The following is an 18,487-nucleotide window of genomic DNA, read 5'->3' as shown; positions in this document are numbered from 1 at the left end:
CGCCCCACTCGTGGGGGTGACACCGAGCTGGTCTGCTGACGGACCTCCCGGCCCGCTCGTTTCCTCGCATACGATGGCCACGCGGTGGTGCGTCTCCATCGCCGGTGCGCGGTACTCCAGCGCACAGACCGCCCAGTGCCAGCCCAGGCAAGGAGCCAGTTCACGTGTCCGTCTTCGACAAGATCCTGCGCGCAGGCGAAGGCAAGATCCTTCGCAAGCTGCACCGCATTGCCGCCCAGGTCAATTCCATCGAAGAGGACTTCGTCAACCTGACGGACGCAGAGCTGCGTGCGCTCACCGACGAGTACCGGGAGCGTTACGCCGGCGGCGAGTCCCTGGACGATCTCCTCCCTGAGGCATTCGCGACTGTCCGCGAGGCGGCCAAGCGCACCCTCGGCCAGCGCCACTACGACGTCCAGATCATGGGTGGCACGGCGCTGCACCTGGGGTACGTCGCCGAGATGGGTACCGGTGAGGGCAAGACCCTGGTCGGCACGCTGCCGACCTACCTGAACGCGCTGTCCGGCAAGGGCGTGCACCTGATCACGACCAACGACTACCTCGCCGAGCGCGACTCGGAGTGGATGGGCCGGGTGCACCGCTTCCTCGGCCTCGAGGTCGGCGTGATCCTGGCCAACATGACCCCGGCCGAGCGCCGCGCGCAGTACGCCTGCGACATCACCTACGGCACCAACAACGAGTTCGGCTTCGACTACCTGCGCGACAACATGGCCTGGTCCCAGGACGAACTGGTGCAGCGCGGCCACAACTTCGCGGTGGTCGACGAGGTCGACTCGATCCTGATCGACGAGGCCCGTACGCCGCTGATCATCTCCGGACCGGCCGACCAGGCCACCAAGTGGTACGGCGACTTCGCCAAACTGGTCAACCGGCTGAAGATCGACCGCGACTACGAGGTCGACGAGAAGAAGCGGACCGTCGGCGTGCTCGAGGTCGGCGTCACCCGGGTCGAGGACTACCTGGGCATCGACAACCTCTACGAGTCGGTGAACACCCCGCTGGTGGGCTTCCTGAACAACGCCATCAAGGCGAAGGAGCTCTACAAGAACGACAAGGACTACGTCGTCATGAACGGCGAGGTCATGATCGTCGACGAGCACACCGGCCGTATCCTGGCCGGCCGCCGCTACAACGAGGGCATGCACCAGGCGATCGAGGCCAAGGAGGGGGTGGAGGTCCAGAACGAGAACCAGACCCTGGCCACCATCACCCTGCAGAACTTCTTCCGGCTGTACGACAAGCTCTCCGGGATGACCGGTACCGCCCAGACCGAGGCGGCCGAGTTCCACCAGATCTACAAGCTCGGCGTGGTCCCGATCCCGCCGAACCGGGACCGGGTCCGGATCGACCAGCCCGACCTGATCTACAAGTCCGAGCCGGCCAAGTTCGCGGCCGTGGTCGAGGACATCGTGGAGAAGCACGAGAAGGGCCAGCCGATCCTGGTCGGCACCACCAGCGTGGAGAAGTCCGAGTACCTGGCCCAGGAGCTGCGCAAGCGCGGGGTCCAGCACGAGGTCCTCAACGCCAAGCACCACGAGCGCGAGGCCCAGGTCGTCGCGCAGGCCGGTCGCCGCGGCGCCGTCACCGTCGCCACCAACATGGCCGGACGAGGCACCGACATCATGCTCGGCGGCAACCCCGAGCACCTCGCCTCCGCCGAGCTGGCCCAGCGCGGCCTCTCCCCGGTGGACACCCCCGAGGAGTACGAGGCCGCCTGGGGCGAGGCCCTGGACAAGGCCAAGTCCGCGGTCAAGGCGGAGCAGGAGGAGGTCCAGGAGCTGGGCGGCCTCTACGTCCTCGGCACCGAGCGGCACGAGTCCCGCCGGATCGACAACCAGCTGCGCGGCCGCTCCGGCCGTCAGGGCGACCCGGGCGAGTCCCGCTTCTACCTGTCCCTGGGCGACGACCTGATGCGGCTGTTCAAGGCCGGCATGGTCGAGCGCGTGCTGTCGATGGCGAACGTCCCCGAGGACGTGCCGATCGAGTCCAAGATGGTGACCCGCGCCATCGCCTCGGCACAGACCCAGGTCGAGCAGCAGAACTTCGAGATCCGCAAGAACGTGCTCAAGTACGACGAGGTGCTGAGCCGCCAGCGCGAGGTCATCTACGGCGAGCGCCGCCGCGTCCTGCAGGGCGAGGACCTGCGCGAGCAGATCGACCACTTCATGGACGACACCGTCAACGCCTACGTGAAGAACGCCACGGCCGACGGCTTCGCCGAGGAGTGGGACTTCGACAAGCTGTGGCAGGCGCTGGGCCAGCTCTACCCGATCAGCCTGACCGTCGAGGACCTGGAGGACGAGGAGGGCGACCGCTCCGGGATCACCTCGGAGCTGCTCGCCGAGGCGGTCCGCGAGGACCTGCACACCAAGTACGTCGAGCGGGAGAGCCAGCTCGGCGAGACGGTGATGCGGGAGCTGGAGCGCCGGGTCGTGCTCTCGGTGCTCGACCGCCGCTGGCGCGAGCACCTCTACGAGATGGACTACCTCCAGGAGGGCATCGGCATGCGGGCGCTGGCCCAGCGCGACCCGCTGGTCGAGTACCAGCGCGAGGGCTTCGACATGTTCGCCGCCATGATGGAGGGCATCAAGGAGGAGTCCGTCGGCTACCTGTTCAACCTGGAGGTCCAGGTCGAGCAGCAGGTCGAGGAGGTTCCGCTGCCGGAGGCCGACGGCATCCAGCTGGACAAGGCCCCGGAGGACGCCCGCCCGGAGATCCGCGCCAAGGGCCTGGAGGCCCCGCGGCGTCCGGACCGGCTGCACTACACCGCCCCCTCGGTGGACGGTGACGGCGGCGTGGTCGAGGGCGACTTCGTGGCCGGCGAGTTCGAGGACGACGTGGACGGCGACGGCGAGGCCGGCACCCGCGCCGAGCGCCGCAAGGCCGCCAAGGGCCGCCGCCGCAAGAAGTAGCGGCAGCGCACAGAGCACCGGCATGGCGGTTCACCACCTGGTTTCCAGGGCGGTGAACCGCCATGTCGTGGTTTCCGGCCGGCGCGGGGGGCTGTGCTGCTCCAGCCGGAACGCCAGCAGTTCCACCCGGTCGCCGACGCCGACCGTCGCGGTGACCTCCAGCACCCCCGGCGCGGGGGAGTCGTCGAAGACCCGCCCCAGCACCGGCAGGGCGTTGCCCGGGGCCCGCAGCAGCCGGCGTTTGACCAGGGTCTGCACATCGTCGTAGACCTCCTCGGTGGTCAGCACGGCGAGCTGGTCGCAGACCCGGTGCCCGCTGAGCACTTCGAGCAGCCGCTGGGCGTAGTGGCCGGCCACCGCGTTGTGGCGGGTCCTGGTCGGCGCGGGCCCGCAGGCCCGGGGCCTGGCGCCGACCCCGTGCACCCGGCCCAGCCGCGCCCCGGCCGGGGCCGGTGCCGGTGCCGGGCGCGGGCCCGGTCGGCAGCTGGATGTCTCAACCATGTCGGTTACCCCCGTAACTGGTACACGGTGCCGCGGCGACAGCGCCGCCGCACAGGTCTGTGGTACCCCCGGCGACCGGCGTCGGCAAGCAACCGGACCGGTCGGCGGCGGGCACCGCGAAGTTCACCTATCCGAGTGAAAAGTAGGCTCTGACCAGCACTGATGCCCGGAGGTCCGAAGCCGGACCGGTCACGCACAGCAGTCAGATCCCACACGATCGGTGACTCTCCGCAGCCGCCAATCTGCCGCCTATGCTGAGCACCTGAACCCGTCCCGCCCCACCGTCACCCGGAGCACCCCCGATGCGCGTGTACGTGCCCACCACCATGAACGCCCTCGCGCAGGCGCACGGGACCGGAACCCTCGGCCCCGCGCCGCTGCGGGCCTACGCGGTCACCCCGGCCCTGCGCGAGTGGTATCTGAGCGACGACATCGAGGAACTGGAGTACGCGGCCCTGGTCCGCGCCGCGCAGTCCTCGCTGCGGCTGCTGGCGGACGACGCCGAGGCCCCGCGCCGCCGGGTGGTGGTGGCCGTGGACGTCCCGGACCAGGCGGTCGCGCTGCGCAACGACGACGAGCACAGCGACCCGGCCGCGCTGGGCGCGGTGACCCTGTCCGAGCCGCTGGCGATGGCCAAGGCCGCCGCCGTGCACGCCGACGCCGACGACGCCGAGGTGCGGGAGGACGTCACCGCGGCGGTGGCGGCGGTCGCCGCGGCCGACACCGGGGACGAGGACGCCCGCTTCGTGGTGGACGGCGCCGAGGACCATGAGCTGCTCTGGTTCGCCAACCAGGAGATCCCGGCCTGCTGGGCTGACCGCTGGCCGGCCGACGGGCCGACGGCTGGGCTGACGGTGCTCCCGGATACGGTGAGGGCATGCGCGCACATATCGTCTGGGACTGGAACGGCACCCTCTTCGACGACGTCGAGGTCGTCGTCGCCGCGAGCAACGCGGCCTTCGCCGAGATCAGCCTCCCGCCGCTCACGGTGCAGCAGTACCGCGAGCAGTACCGGATTCCCGTGGTCGACTTCTACGAGCAGCTGATGGGCCGCGCGCCGACGCCGGAGGAGTGGCTGCGGATGGACGCCTCGTTCCACAGCCACTACGAGACCCTCCGCGACACCTGCGGCCTCTCGGCCGGCGTCGAGCTGCTGCTCGCCGACTGGTCCGGCCGGGGCAGCTCGCAGTCGCTGCTGTCGATGTACGGGCACGAGGAACTGCTGCCGCTGGTCCGCCGGTTCGGGCTGGAGCAGTACTTCGCCCGGGTGGACGGCCGGGTCAGCACCAGCGGGGTGAGCGGCAAGGCCGAGCACCTGGTCCGGCACCTGGCCGCGATCGTCCCCGCGGTGGACCCGGCGCGGACGGTGCTGATCGGGGACGTGGTGGACGACGCGGTGGCGGCGGCGCACGTCGGCGCGCACGCGGTGCTCTACAGCGGCGGCGCGCACGCGCGTTCCGAGCTCGAACAGGTCGGGGTGCCGGTCGCCGACACCCTGGCGCAGGCCATCGCATACGCCCAGGAACTGGTCAAATCGTGACAGCATAAGACGTATGGACGCTGTCACGCAGGTACCGCTGCCCGTGAACGAGCCGATCCAGGGGTACGCCCCGGGCAGTCCGGAGCGGAGCCGGATCGAGTCACGGCTCTCCACTCTCGCCGGCGAGTACGTCCCGCTGCAGATGACCGTCGGCGGGGTGCGGCGGATGGGCGGCGGCGAGCGGATCGAGGTGGTCCAGCCGCACCACCACGCGGCCAAGCTCGGCGTGCTGGGCAACGCCACCCGGGAGGACGTCCAACTCGCGGTCGACGCCGCGCTGAAGGCCGCGCCGGCCTGGCGGGAGCTGTCCTTCGACGACCGGGCCGCGATCTTCCTCAAGGCCGCCGACCTGCTGGCGGGCCCCTGGCGGGAGACCCTGGCCGCGGCGACCATGCTGGGCCAGTCCAAGACCGCGCAGCAGGCCGAGATCGACGCGCCCTGCGAGCTGGTGGACTTCTGGCGCTGGAACGTCCGCTTCGCCCGGCAGATCCTGGAGGAGCAGCCGGTCAGCGGCAGCGGGGTGTGGAACCGCAGCGACCACCGGCCGCTGGAGGGCTTCGTCTGCGCGATCACCCCCTTCAACTTCACCGCCATCGCCGGGAACCTGCCCACCGCGCCCGCGCTGATGGGCAACACCGTGGTCTGGAAGCCCGCGCCGACGCAGACCCTGTCGGCCTGGTACACCATGCGGCTGCTGGAGGCGGCCGGGCTGCCGCCGGGGGTGATCAACATGGTGACCGGCGACGGCCAGGCGCTGTCCCAGGTGGCCCTGCCGCACCGGGATCTGGCCGGGGTCCACTTCACCGGCTCCACCCGTACCTTCCAGCAGCTCTGGCAGACGGTGGGCCTGAACATCGGCGGCTACCGCGGCTATCCCCGGCTGGTCGGCGAGACCGGCGGCAAGGACTTCGTGGTCGCCCACCCCAGCGCCGACCCGGCGGTGCTGCGGTCGGCGTTGGTCCGCGGCGCCTTCGAGTACCAGGGCCAGAAGTGCTCGGCGGCCTCCCGCGCGTACGTCCCGCGCAGCCTCTGGCGGGCGGTCAGGGAGGAGTTCCTGGCCGAGGTCGACGCGCTGACCGCCGGGGACGTCAGCGACTTCTCCAACTTCATGGGCGCGCTGATCGACGCCCGCGCCTATGCCAGGAACCGGGACGCCATCGACCGGGCCCGCAACGACCACAGCCTGGACATCGTGGCCGGGGGCCACTGCGACGACGCCATCGGCTACTTCGTCAGCCCCACTGTGATCATGGTCACCGATCCGCGCCATGAGATCTTCTCCACCGAGTACTTCGGCCCGATCCTGGCCGTGCACGTGTACGAGGACGGCCGCTGGGAGCAGACCCTGGACCAGCTGGAGTCGGTCGCCCCGTACGCGCTGACCGGCGCGGTGATCGCCCAGGACCGGGCCGCCATCGCCCTGGCCACCCGCAAACTGCGGTTCGCGGCGGGGAACTTCTACATCAACGACAAGCCCACCGGCGCGGTGGTCGGTCAGCAGCCCTTCGGCGGCGGCAGGGCCTCCGGCACCAACGACAAGGCCGGGTCGCCGCTGAACCTGCTGCGCTGGACCTCGCCCCGGTCGATCAAGGAAACGTTTATTGGCCCCACGTACTTGGACAACCCGTACAGTGCGGACCAAAGTTCCTGACGCAGTGCACCGATCCGGCCCCTGACAGTGTCACTTACCCCGGTTAGGCTCGCCGGGAAACCCGCAAGGACGCGGGACTTTCGCCGGTCATTCGCCTCCCCAAGCGGACATGGGGGAGGATACGGACAGACCCGGCGGTCGTGCCCAGTCCCACGCATACCACCGAGTCACGCAACGGCGCGCGACAGGAGCCAATCAGCCATGCAGACCCAGCTGGACGCAGCGAAGGCCGAACTGCTCAGCAAGGCAGCAGTCCAGGGAGAACAGGGAACAGGGCCGGGGGCGGAGCTGGGCGAGGGAGCCCTCGCCTCGTACCTCAAGCACTACTACCTGCACACCGCCCCCGAAGACCTGCTCGACCGCGACGCCGTGGACGTCTACGGCGCGGCAGCCTCGCACCACCGGCTGGCGGCGAGACGCCCGCAGGGCAGCGCCGAAGTCAGGGTGCACACCCCCACGGTGGAGGAGAACGGCTGGACCTGCGGCCACACCGTGGTCGAGGTGGTCACCGACGACATGCCCTTCCTGGTGGACTCGGTCACCAACGAGCTGACCCGGCAGGACCGCGCCATCCATGTGGTGATCCACCCTCAGCTGCTGGTCCGCCGTGACATCACCGGCAAGCTGCTGGAGATCCTGGACGCGGACGCCTGCACCGCCGCCGACCCGGACCGGCCGCAGGACGTGCTGATCGAGTCCTGGATGCACATCGAGATCGACCGCGAGACCGACCGCGACGATCTCCGCTCGATCGAGGCGGACCTGCGCCGGGTCCTCGGCGACGTCCGCGAGGTGGTCGAGGACTGGACCAAGATGCGGGACGGCGCGCTGCGCCTGGCCGAGGACCTGGCCGCCTCCCCGCCCGGCGCGCTGGCCTTCCAGGAGGTGGTGGAGGCTGAGGAGCTGCTGCGCTGGCTCGCCGACGACCACTTCACCTTCCTCGGCTACCGCGAGTACGACCTGGTCCGCACCTCCGAGGGCGAGGACGGCGAGGACGTGCTCTCCGCGGTCACCGGCACCGGCCTCGGCGTGCTCCGCTCCGACCCCCGCGCGCACGCCCACGCCACCGGCGACCCGATCGGCGGGGCGCTGCCCTCGGCCTCCTTCGGCCGGCTGGCCGCCCCGGCCCGGGCCAAGGCCAGGGAGAAGAAGCTGCTGGTGCTGACCAAGGCCAACAGCCGCTCCACCGTGCACCGCCCGTCCTACCTGGACTACGTCGGCGTCAAGAAGTTCGACGCGGACGGCAACGTGGTCGGCGAGCGCCGCTTCCTCGGCCTGCTCTCCTCCGCCGCGTACACCGAGTCGGTCACCCGGGTCCCGGTGGTCCGCCGCAAGGTCCAGCAGGTGGTCGCCGACTCCGGCTTCACCCCGGAGAGCCACGACGCCCGCGACCTGGTCCAGATCCTGGAGACCTACCCCCGCGACGAGCTGTTCCAGACCCACCCGGAGGAGCTGCTCCAGGTCGCGCTGAACGTGCTCTACCTGCAGGAGCGCCGCAAGCTGCGGCTGTTCCTGCGCCAGGACGAGTACGGCCGCTACTTCTCCGCGCTGGTGTACCTGCCGCGCGACCGCTACACCACCCGGGTCCGGCTGCGGCTGATGGACCTGCTGAAGCGCGAGCTCGGCGGCAGCACCATCGACTACACCGCCTGGAACACCGAGTCGGTGCTGGCCAGGCTGCACTTCGTGGTCCGGGTCCCGGCCGGCAGTGAGCTGCCGGTGCTGACCGAGGCCGACGTGGAGCGCCTGGAGGCCAAGCTCGCCGAGTCCGCCCGCTCCTGGATCGACGGCTTCAACGAGGCGCTGACCCGCGAGTGCGGCGAGGAGCCCGCCGCGGACATGTCCCGTCGCTACGCCAACGCCTTCCCCGACGGCTACCGCGCGGACTTCCCGCCCGCCGCCGCCGTCGCCGACCTGCGCCGGCTGGAGTCGCTGACCGGGCCGACCGACTTCCGGCTGAACCTCTACCAGCCGGTGGACGCCGCCGAGGGCGAACGCCGCTTCAAGATCTACTGGCTGGGCGGCTCGGTCTCGCTCAGCGACGTGCTGCCGGTGCTGCAGCGGCTCGGCGTCGAGGTGCTGGACGAGCACCCGTACGAGCTGCGCCGCAGCGACGGCAGCAACGCCTGGGTCTACGACTTCGGGCTGCGGCTGCCCGCCGAGATCGCGTCCGGGGTCAACGAGGATGCCCGCGAGCGCTTCCACGAGGCCTTCGCCGCCGCCTGGACCGGCAAGGCCGAGAACGACGGCTTCAACTCGCTGATCCTGCGCGCCGGGCTGACCTGGCGTCAGGCCGTGGTGCTGCGCGCCTACGCCAAGTACCTGCGGCAGGCCGGGTCGACCTTCTCCCAGGACTACGTGGAGGACGCGCTCACCAACAACGTGCACACCACCCGGCTGCTGGTGAACCTGTTCGAGGCGAGGCTCTCGCCGGCCCACCGCTCCGGCAGCGAGGAGCTGACCGACGGCATCATGGAGGAGCTGGACGGCGCCCTGGACCAGGTGGTGAGCCTGGACGAGGACCGGATCCTGCGCTCCTTCCTGACCCTGATCAAGGCCACCCTGCGGACCAACTTCTTCCAGCGCGACCGGGAGACCGGCGAGCCGCACTCCTACGTCTCGATGAAGTTCGACCCGCAGGCCATCCCGGACCTGCCGGCGCCCCGCCCGGCGTACGAGATCTGGGTCTACTCGCCGCAGGTCGAGGGGGTGCACCTGCGCTTCGGCAAGGTCGCCCGCGGCGGTCTGCGCTGGTCCGACCGGCGCGAGGACTTCCGTACCGAGGTGCTGGGCCTGGTCAAGGCGCAGATGGTGAAGAACACCGTGATCGTCCCGGTCGGCTCCAAGGGCGGCTTCGTCGCCAAGCAGCTGCCCGACCCGAACGTGGACCGGGGCGCCTGGCTGGCCGAGGGCATCTCGTCCTACAAGACGTTCATCTCAGGACTGCTGGACATCACCGACAACCTGGTCCCCGAGAAGGGCGTGGTCCCGCCCAAGGACGTGGTCCGGCTGGACGGGGACGACACCTACCTGGTCGTCGCCGCCGACAAGGGCACCGCGACCTTCTCCGACATCGCCAACGAGGTCGCCGTCTCCTACGGCTTCTGGCTCGGCGACGCCTTCGCCTCCGGCGGCTCGGCCGGCTACGACCACAAGGGCATGGGCATCACCGCCAAGGGCGCCTGGGAGTCCGTGAAGCGGCACTTCCGCGAGCTCGGCCACGACACCCAGACCCAGGACTTCACCGTGGTCGGCATCGGCGACATGTCCGGCGACGTGTTCGGCAACGGGATGCTGCTCAGCGAGCACATCCGGCTGGTCGCGGCCTTCGACCACCGGCACATCTTCATCGACCCCGCCCCGGACGCGGCCAGCTCCTTCGCCGAGCGCAGGCGGCTGTTCGACCTGCCGCGCAGCTCCTGGGAGGACTACGACAAGAAGCTGGTGTCAGCCGGCGGCGGGATCTTCCCGCGCAGCGCCAAGTCGATCAACATCACCGCGCAGATGCGGTCCGCCCTCGGCATCGAGGCGGGCGTCACCCGGCTCACCCCCGCCGAGCTGATGAAGACGATCCTGCTGGCCCAGGTCGACCTGCTCTGGAACGGCGGCATCGGCACCTACGTCAAGGCGTCCACCGAGAACAACGCCGAGGTCGGCGACAAGGCCAACGACGCCATCCGGGTCGACGGCGCCGACCTGCGGGTGAAGGTGCTCGGTGAGGGCGGCAACCTGGGCGCCACCCAGCTGGGCCGGATCGAGTTCGCCAGTGCCGGGGGCGCGGTCAACACCGACGCCATCGACAACTCGGCCGGGGTGGACACCTCGGACCACGAGGTGAACATCAAGATCCTGCTCAACCGGGTCGTCATCGACGGCGACATGACCGTCAAGCAGCGCAACGCCCTGCTCGCCGAGATGACCGACGACATCGGCAAGCACGTGCTGGAGAACAACTACGCGCAGAACGTGGCCCTGGCCAACGCCATGGACCAGGCCCCCAGCATGCTGGACGTGCACTCCCGGATGATGCGGCGGCTGGTCGCCGACGGGCACCTCAACCGGGCCCTGGAGTTCCTGCCCAACGGCTCGCAGATCCGGGAACGGGCCTCGGCCGGACGCGGGCTCACCCAGCCCGAGCTGTCGGTGCTGCTCGCCTACACCAAGATCACCCTCGCGGACGAGATCCTGGCCTCCGACCTGCCCGACGACGCCTACGTCCAGGGCAAGCTGCACCGCTACTTCCCGCCGCAGCTGCAGCAGCGCTTCGCCGAGCAGATCGACGCGCACGCGCTGCACCGCGAGATCATCACCACCGTGCTGGTCAACGAGACCATCAACCGAGGCGGTTGCACCTTCGCCTTCCGGCTGAAGGAGGAGACCGGGGCCACCTTCGAGGAGATCATCCGCTCGCACACCGCGGCCCGGGCGATCTTCGACCTCAAGGGCATCTGGGCCGAGATCGAGGGCCTGGACAACCAGGTCCCGGCCGAGGTGCAGACCCGGATGCGGCTGCACAGCCGCCGCCTGGTCGAGCGGGCCACGCGCTGGCTGCTCAACAACCGGCGCCAGCCGCTGGACATCGCCGAGACCATCGAGGTCTTCAAGGACCGCTGCGACGAGGTCTGGGGCCTGCTGCCGGACCTGCTGCAGGGCTCCGACCGGGAGTGGTTCGACCGGGTGCACGGGGAGCTGGTCGAGGCCGGCGTCCCGGCCGAGCTGGCGGTCAAGGTGGCCGGGCTCTCCTCGGTCTTCCCGGCCCTGGACATCGTCGAGGTCGCCGACCGCACCAAGCAGGAGGTCCGCACCGTCGCCGAGCTCTACTACGACCTCGCCGACCGGCTGCAGATCTCCGAACTGCTGGACCGGATCATCGAACTGCCGCGCGGGGACCGCTGGCAGTCGATGGCCAGGGCCGCGATCCGCGAGGACCTGTTCGCGGCGCACGCCCTGCTCACCGCGGACCTGCTGGGCCACGGCGGCCCCGGCGCGACCCCGGAGCAGCGCTTCGAGGCCTGGGTCGGCACCAATGCCACGCTGGTCAACCGGGCCAGGGCGACGCTGGACGACATAAGGGGTGCGGAGTCCTACGACCTCGCCAACCTCAGCGTCGCGATGCGGGTGATCCGGACACTGCTTCGTACCGGAACGATGCGCTGACCGCTCTGCCGTCGAGTACCCGCCCGGGCCGTCTCCGAAGCATTCGAAGGCGGCCCGGGTCACGTTCGGGCGATGAACTCGACGAACCCTGTGGGAGCCCTTGGCGTGGCCTCCCACGCAAGTTATGGTCCAATCCTTGCTCGCATGAGTGGTTTTGGTTGCAAAGCCGCTCCGACGGCATCGGGAAATGACAGCGCGGTCGACTTCCCTCAAGGAGGCTTGCAACTTATGCGGAACCAGGTCAGCAGGAACGGCGGGTGGCGCTACCGACAGGTGCTGGCCGTGGGCGCGGCAACCTCACTGGCACTGCTCGCCGCCTGTTCGAACAGCTCCACCCCGACGTCCAAGGCGTCCGGCTCCTCCGCGGCGCTCTCCGGCGACTGCGCCCAGTACCAGGCCTACGCCGGGCACGCGGGCACCACGGTCACCATGTTCGCGTCCATCCTCAGCCCGGAGTCGGACTCGCTCCAGACCTCCTGGAAGCAGTTCAGCACCTGCACCGGCATCAAGATCGCCTATGTCGGCTCCAATGACTTCGAGTCGCAGCTCCCGGTGCGGGTCAGCGGCGGCACCGCCCCCGACCTGGCGATCATCCCCCAGCCCGGTCTGCTCCAGCAGATGGTGAAGACCGGCAAGGTGGTCAAGCCGCCGGCCCAGACCGTCGCCAACGAGGCCAAGTGGGCCCCGGCCTGGAAGACCTACGGCACCGTCGACGGCACCTTCTACGCGGCGCCGATGAGCGCCAACCTGAAGTCGCTGGTCTGGTACTCGCCCAAGGCGTTCAAGGCGGCCGGCTACGCCGTGCCGACCACCTGGGCCGACCTGATGAAGCTGAGCGACACCATCGCCAAGGCCGGGAAGAACAAGCCCTGGTGCGGCGGGCTCGGCTCGGGCACCGCCACCGGCTGGCCGGCCTCCGACTGGCTGGAGGAGGTCGTCCTCGGCAAGTACGGCGGCGACGTCTACGACCAGTGGATCAGCCACCAGATCAAGTTCAGCGACCCGAAGATCATCGCGGCGATGAACGTGGTCCAGGGCTGGATGCACAACCCGGCCTGGGTCAACGGCGGCCTCGGCGGAGTCAGCACCGTCGCCAGCACCACCTTCCAGGACGCCGGCGCGCCGATCCTCACCGGCAAGTGCTCCATGCTCCAGCAGGCGTCCTTCTACGAGGCGCAGTGGCCGAAGGGCACCAACATCGGCCCCGACGGCGACATCTGGGCGTTCAAGCTGCCGGCCGTCGACCCGTCGGTGAGCGACCCGGTCGAGGGCGGCGGCGAGTTCGTGGCCGCGTTCTCCAGCAGGCCCGAGGTGCAGGCGGTGCAGAACTACCTGTCCACCGCGGCCTGGGCAACCTCGCGGATCAAGGTGGCGACCGGCTGGGTCTCCGCCAACCAGGGGGTCGACGCGGCGGTCTACACCGACCCGGTCGACCAGCTGTCGGCGAAGTACCTCACCGACCCGTCCGCGACCTTCCGCTTCGACGCCTCCGACCTGATGCCGGCGGCGATCGGCTCGGGCAAGGAGTGGTCGGAGTTCACGGCCTGGTTCGCCAGCAACCAGTCGGTGCAGAAGACGGCGTCGAACATCGACGCCGCCTGGCCGCAGTAGTCACCGCGGTTCATCAGCGGGGTGGGGCGGGCCTTCAGGGGCCGCCCCACCCCGGCCCCATCCAGTCCAGAGGAGCTCCACACGTATGTGGGCTGACGCGCTGACCAAGTTCGGCAATGCGGCCGGTGCCATCCTTGTCTTCCTCGCCGTCCTGATCCTGATCTTCTTTGTGGCCGGGCGGGCGTCCGGGCGGATCGCCAAGCCGCTGGCCGCGGTGGTGTTCCTGGGCCCGGCGCTGCTGCTGCTCGCGGTCGGCCTGGTGATCCCGGCGATCCGGACCATCTACCTCAGCCTCTACAACGACGGCGCCACCAAGTTCCTCGGCGTCGACAACTACACCTGGGCCTTCACCAGCAGCGACGAGCAGCAGGTGCTGCTCAACACGCTGCTGTGGATCATCGTGGCCCCGGTGGTGACCACGGTGCTCGGCCTGGTGCTGGCGCTGCTGGTGGACCGGTTGAAGCGGCAGGCGCTCTACAAGTCGCTGATCTTCCTGCCGATGGCGATCTCCTTCGTGGGCGCGAGCATCATCTGGAAGTTCGTCTACAACTACCGGGACCCCTCGCAGCCGCAGATCGGGCTGCTCAGTCAGATCTGGCTGTGGCTGGGCGGCAGCAACCCGCCGAACTGGATCCTCTCCCACCCGCTCAACAACTTCCTGCTGATGGCGATCATGGTCTGGGTGCAGACCGGCTTCGCCATGGTCGTCCTCTCCGCCGCGATCAAGGCCATCCCGGACGAGATCACCGAGGCGGCGGTGCTGGACGGGGCCAGCGGCTGGCGGCTGTTCCAGCAGATCACCATTCCGATGATCAGGAACACCCTGGTGGTGGTGCTCACCACGGTCATGATCACGACGCTGAAGCTGTTCGACATCATCCGCACCATGACCGGGGGCAACTTCGGCACCCAGGTCCTGGCGAACGAGATGTACTCGCAGTCGTTCGTGCAGTTCAGCAGGGGCCGGGGGAGCGCCCTCGCGGTGATCCTCTTCATCGCGGTGCTGCCCCTGGTGGGCTACAACATCGTCCAGTTGCGCAGGGAGCGTGCCCACCGATGAGCAACCTGGTCAAGGACCCGCCCCCGGTGGCGGCGACCGGTCCGGCCGGGGCGAAGGCGGTCCGGCGCGCGTTCAGCAGCCCGATCGCCTCCTTCCTGGTCATCGTGCTGACGGTGTTGTGGACCGTTCCCACCCTCGGCCTGCTGGTGACCTCGCTGCGACCGGAGAAGGACGTGGCCCAGTCGGGCTGGTGGACCTTCTTCTCGCACCCCGGGATCACCCTGTCCAACTACCACGAGGTGCTGTTCAACGGCGGCTTCGGGGTGGACAACGGGCTGATGCCGTACCTGGTCAACTCGCTGGCCATCACCATCCCGGCCACCATCTTCCCGCTGGCGCTCGCCTCGATGGCCGCCTATGCGCTGGCCTGGGTGCGGTTCCGGGGCAGCGACATCATCTTCTTCGTGATCTTCGCGCTGCAGGTGGTCCCGCTGCAGATGGCGCTGGTCCCGCTGCTCCAGCTGTACTCCGGCGGCGCGCACATCGGCAGCGTCACCGTCTTCCCCGGCCTCGGGGTGGGCGGGACCTACGCCCCGGTGTGGATCTCGCACACCATGTTCGCGTTGCCGCTGGCGGTGTTCCTGCTGCACAACTTCATCGCCCAGCTGCCGAACGACCTGATCGAGGCGGCCCGGGTGGACGGGGCCAGCCACTTCCGGGTGTTCCGGTCGATCGTGCTGCCGCTGGCGACCCCGGCGCTGGCCTCGTTCGCGATCTTCCAGTTCCTCTGGGTCTGGAACGACCTGCTGGTCGCCCTCACCTTCACCGGGGGGACGGCGGACGTCTCTCCGATGACGGTCAGGCTGGCCCAGCTGTCCGGCTCCTTCGGGGACCACTGGGAGATCCTGACCGCCGGGGCGTTCATCTCGATCATCATCCCGCTCGGGGTGTTCTTCGGGCTCCAGCGCTACTTCGTCCGCGGCCTGCTGGCCGGCTCGGTCAAGGGCTGACCAGCAGTTCTCTACAGCGGTTCTACAGCAGCGGTGCCACCGGGACGGCGTCCAGCGTCTCGGCGGCCCGCTGCAGAGCGCTGGCCAGCAGCGCCAGGTCGGTCGGCCCGTTGCCCAGCTCGCGGACCGGGCGGCGCGGCGGCGGATCCCCCATCGCGGTCCAGTCCAGCGGGGCGACGGTGGGGCGCAGCGTCGCGGTGCGGGGGATCCGGCCACTGATCCTGGCGGTCTGCAGGGCGGTCACCCCGCCGTCGATGTGCCGGATCCAGCCGCGTCCGGGCCGGTCCTCGGGGACGGTGGCGGCGTCGTCGACATGGATCAGCAGCGAGGACAGCCGGGCGTCGTCGGTGCGCAGGGCGATCCGCAGATGCGCGGCCTCGTCCAGGTCGGTGCCGCTGCTGCGGTCCGGACGGCCGGTGCTGACGGCCAGCTGCACCCCGAGCCGCGGCCCGCGCAGCGCGACCGCGTCCAGCGCCGCCGCCAGCGCGGCCCGCTCCCGGCCCGGCAGCAGCAGCTCGTCGTGGTCGTCCACGGCCACCACCAGGTGCGCCGGGGGCGCGGTGTCCAGGATCAGGTGCCCGGAGGGGGCGCCGAGCTGCGCCGGGGGCGACAGCGGTCCTGACGGGTAGTCGTCGGCGGGACGGCGCGGGGGCGCCAGCCGGGCCAGCGCGCGCTCGGCGTGCCAGGAGGCGAAGGAGCGGCCCTGGAGCAGCTGCTCCCGCCGGTCCAGCTCGCCCAGCAGGGTCTGCGCGGCGTACAGCAGCCGCAGCTCGTCCGAGCCGTCCACGTAGTCGGTGACGTGCGGCAGTTCGATGCAGGGGCGCAGTCCGGCGGCGGGGTCGGCGGAGGGGCGGCCCTCGATCAGCATGATGCCGAGCCGGTCCGGGCGCTCCGCCACGGCCAGTGCGGCCAGCAGGGCGCGCAGCAGCTCGGTGCGGCCGGAGCCGGGTGCGCCGCCGATCAGCAGATGGTCCGTCAGTTCCAGCCCGCAGGGGCCCTCGCGGTCGGCGCCGACCACGGCGCTGGGCAGGGTACCGCTGCCGACCTGGAGCTCGGACCAGCGGCCGGACAGCTTGGCCGGGGTGACCAGGTCCAGGCCGAGCAGGTTCAGCAGCCGGGGGTGTCGGGGAGTGCGCCGCGGCCGGGCCTGCGGGTGCAGTCCGGCTCGCGGAGCGGGGCCAGGGCGCGGGCCAGCCGCTCGGCCCAGGCGGCGGAGACCGCGTCCAGGGCGATGCCGTCCACCAGCTCGCGGTCCGGGGCGGCCCGGTGCAGGCCGCCGGGGGCGGCGCCGAGCTGGTGCGGGAGCGGGCGTTCGAGGGTGAGCAGGGTGCCCACCTCGCCGGTGATCGCGGCGGTGGCCCCGCAGCCGGGCGGCAGCAGGTCGGGGCGCTCGGCCAGGGCGATGACGTGCACCCCGCCCCTGGCCGGGCCGTGCGCCAGCAGGGTGCCCAGCGCGGCCCTGGCCTCGGCGCCGCCGGGGTCGCCGTCGACCACCAGGACGGTGAAGCCGCCGGGGCGGGCGGTGGTGGTGGCTTCCAGCTCGGTGAGCCGGGCCAGGGCCTGCTCCGGGTCGAAGGCGGTCAGCAGCCGGCAGGACTGGCCCCGGGTGGGGCGGAGCTGGGGGAGCCAGTGCAGCCAGGCCCACTCCTCGGTCCTGGCCTCGGCCGGGCGGGCCGGGTCGGCGGCGACCAGGACCAGCTCCAGCGTGCCGGGGCCGTGCAGCGCCGCGAGCTGGGCGACCAGGGCCCGCGCCAGACCGGCCAGTCGGCCGCGCGGTCCGGTCAGGCCGAGGCTGCCGGCCGCGCGCAGGTCCAGGACCGCAGGGGCGGCGCCGGGGCCGGCGCTGCCGAGCCGCAGCGCCAGCGCGTCGGGGTGTTCGGGGCCGCGCTCCCAGAGCCGGGGGCCCGGGCCGAGCACGGTGTGCAGCAGTTCGGCGGGATCGGGCCAGCGGGCGGCGTCCACGGCGGCCGCCGGCCGGGCGGCGGGGAGCCGTACGCCGTGCGTGGGCGTCGCCCCCCGGTCCGCGCCGCCGGGCGTTCCCTCCGCCGGGCCCTGGCCCGTGGCGGGCCGTGCGGCGCCGCCCGCGCCCCGGCCGGGCTGCGGGGCGGCGGGGGCCTCGGCGGGCCGTCCGGCCGCGCCGGAGCGGCCGCGCAGCAGCCGTTCGCCGCCGCGGGCCAGCAGCCCCTTGGCCCGGCCGCCCGGCGGCTTGCCGAGCGGGGAGCTGCCGGTGCCGCTGGCGGTGGGGCCGCCGGGCGTGCTGGGGGCGGGCGGGACGGCGGTACCGGGGCGGGCGGCGATCTGCAGATGCCCCTGCCCGTCCGGCAGCAGGCCGCCCTGGTCGGTCCGCCGGGACGGGGCCCGGCGTTCGCCGGGGACGACCAGCAGGGCCGACTCGCCCAGGTTGATCAACGCGCCCGGCAGCACCGGGCAGGGCTCGGCCCCGACCGGGGCGCCGTCCAGCGCGGTGCCGTTGGTGGAGCCCAGGTCGGCCAGGGCGATCCGGCCGTCGGCGGAGACGTCCAGGGCCAGGTGGAAGCGGGAGACGTCGGGGTCGTCCAGCGGGACGTCGGCCTCGGCCGAGCGGCCGACCCGCACCCTGCCGGGCAGCAGCAGGTGGATTCCGCCCGCGTCGGGGCCGCCGACCACCCGCAGCTCGGCCAGCGGGTCGGGGCTCTCCGCCCCGGCGACGCGGTCCGGGTCGGGCTCGTCGAGACGCAGCAGTACGCCGTCCACCAGCGGGGGGTGGCCGAGTACGGAGCGCTCGTCCAGCCGCTGGTCGCCGGCGAAGATCAGGACCTGGCCCGCCGACCGGCCGCCGCGCGGCCCGGGACGGGCGCCGACCGCGCCCGCGAGGGCGCCGGCCACCGCGCCGAGGGTCGTCCCCGCCGGAGCGGTCACCAGCACGTCCGCGATCTGCGCGGGCACCCGGCCGCGGGCCTGCGCCCGCGCCGAGGGCGCGCCGTCGCGCGCCGCCAGAACGCTCAGCCGGATCTGCATCGTCCCTCGGCCCCTTCCGGTTTCGCACCTGCCCTGCCCCAACCCCGGTGCTGCATGCATCCTCCCACCCCCCACCGACAAGTTGCT

Annotated in this window: 10 protein-coding genes and 1 pseudogene; 8 read left to right on the top strand and 3 right to left on the bottom strand. The window is 71.3% G+C overall.

Going from position 1 to position 18,487, the window contains the following annotated elements:
• Positions 1 to 164: 164 nt before the first annotated feature.
• Positions 165 to 2,933, top strand: a complete 2,769-nt coding sequence (gene secA / locus ACXKR8_RS18870) for a preprotein translocase subunit SecA (RefSeq protein ID WP_458274071.1) — start codon at positions 165 to 167, stop codon at positions 2,931 to 2,933.
• A 30-nt stretch (positions 2,934 to 2,963) separates the two neighbouring features.
• On the opposite strand, the gene ACXKR8_RS18865 is transcribed toward secA, so the two are convergent.
• On the bottom strand, positions 2,964 to 3,434 hold the full coding sequence (locus ACXKR8_RS18865; RefSeq protein ID WP_458274070.1) for an Rv3235 family protein: 471 nt from the start codon (positions 3,432 to 3,434) through the stop codon (positions 2,964 to 2,966).
• Positions 3,435 to 3,736: 302 nt separating this feature from the next.
• On the opposite strand from ACXKR8_RS18865, the pseudogene ACXKR8_RS18860 reads away from it, so the two are divergent.
• From ACXKR8_RS18860 to ACXKR8_RS18830, 7 genes and pseudogenes are all read left to right on the top strand, one after another.
• Positions 3,737 to 4,237 (top strand): annotated as a pseudogene (locus tag ACXKR8_RS18860) (DUF6912 family protein); the annotation flags it as partial.
• Between the two features lie 74 nt (positions 4,238 to 4,311).
• Positions 4,312 to 4,974: an HAD family hydrolase gene (locus ACXKR8_RS18855; RefSeq protein WP_458274068.1), complete on the top strand. Its 663-nt coding sequence runs from the start codon at positions 4,312 to 4,314 to the stop codon at positions 4,972 to 4,974.
• A 13-nt stretch (positions 4,975 to 4,987) separates the two neighbouring features.
• Positions 4,988 to 6,625, top strand: coding sequence for an L-glutamate gamma-semialdehyde dehydrogenase (gene pruA / locus ACXKR8_RS18850; protein ID WP_458274067.1), 1,638 nt, complete (start codon positions 4,988 to 4,990; stop codon positions 6,623 to 6,625).
• Between the two features lie 201 nt (positions 6,626 to 6,826).
• Entirely contained in the window at positions 6,827 to 11,782 is a 4,956-nt protein-coding gene (locus tag ACXKR8_RS18845; RefSeq protein ID WP_458274066.1) for an NAD-glutamate dehydrogenase, read from the top strand.
• Positions 11,783 to 12,010: 228 nt separating this feature from the next.
• Positions 12,011 to 13,393: an ABC transporter substrate-binding protein gene (locus ACXKR8_RS18840; protein ID WP_458274065.1), complete on the top strand. Its 1,383-nt coding sequence runs from the start codon at positions 12,011 to 12,013 to the stop codon at positions 13,391 to 13,393.
• An 85-nt stretch (positions 13,394 to 13,478) separates the two neighbouring features.
• Positions 13,479 to 14,453, top strand: a complete 975-nt coding sequence (locus ACXKR8_RS18835; protein ID WP_458274064.1) for a carbohydrate ABC transporter permease — start codon at positions 13,479 to 13,481, stop codon at positions 14,451 to 14,453.
• Positions 14,450 to 15,403, top strand: coding sequence for a carbohydrate ABC transporter permease (locus ACXKR8_RS18830; protein ID WP_458274063.1), 954 nt, complete (start codon positions 14,450 to 14,452; stop codon positions 15,401 to 15,403). Before ACXKR8_RS18835 ends, ACXKR8_RS18830 begins: the two co-directional genes overlap by 4 nt.
• 22 nt (positions 15,404 to 15,425) lie before the next feature.
• Here the strand turns inward: ACXKR8_RS18830 and ACXKR8_RS18825 are convergent, their stop codons facing one another.
• Entirely contained in the window at positions 15,426 to 16,421 is a 996-nt protein-coding gene (locus ACXKR8_RS18825) for an FtsK/SpoIIIE domain-containing protein (protein ID WP_462100590.1), read from the bottom strand.
• 89 nt (positions 16,422 to 16,510) lie between these two features.
• The gene (locus tag ACXKR8_RS18820; protein WP_462100589.1) at positions 16,511 to 18,400 is read right to left on the bottom strand and encodes an FHA domain-containing protein; all 1,890 of its coding nucleotides are present in this window, start codon (positions 18,398 to 18,400) and stop codon (positions 16,511 to 16,513) included.
• Between the last annotated feature and the right edge of the window lie 87 nt (positions 18,401 to 18,487).

It is taken from the genome of Streptacidiphilus sp. PAMC 29251 (assembly GCF_054208735.2).
This window is presented reverse-complemented; position numbering and strand designations above follow the sequence as displayed.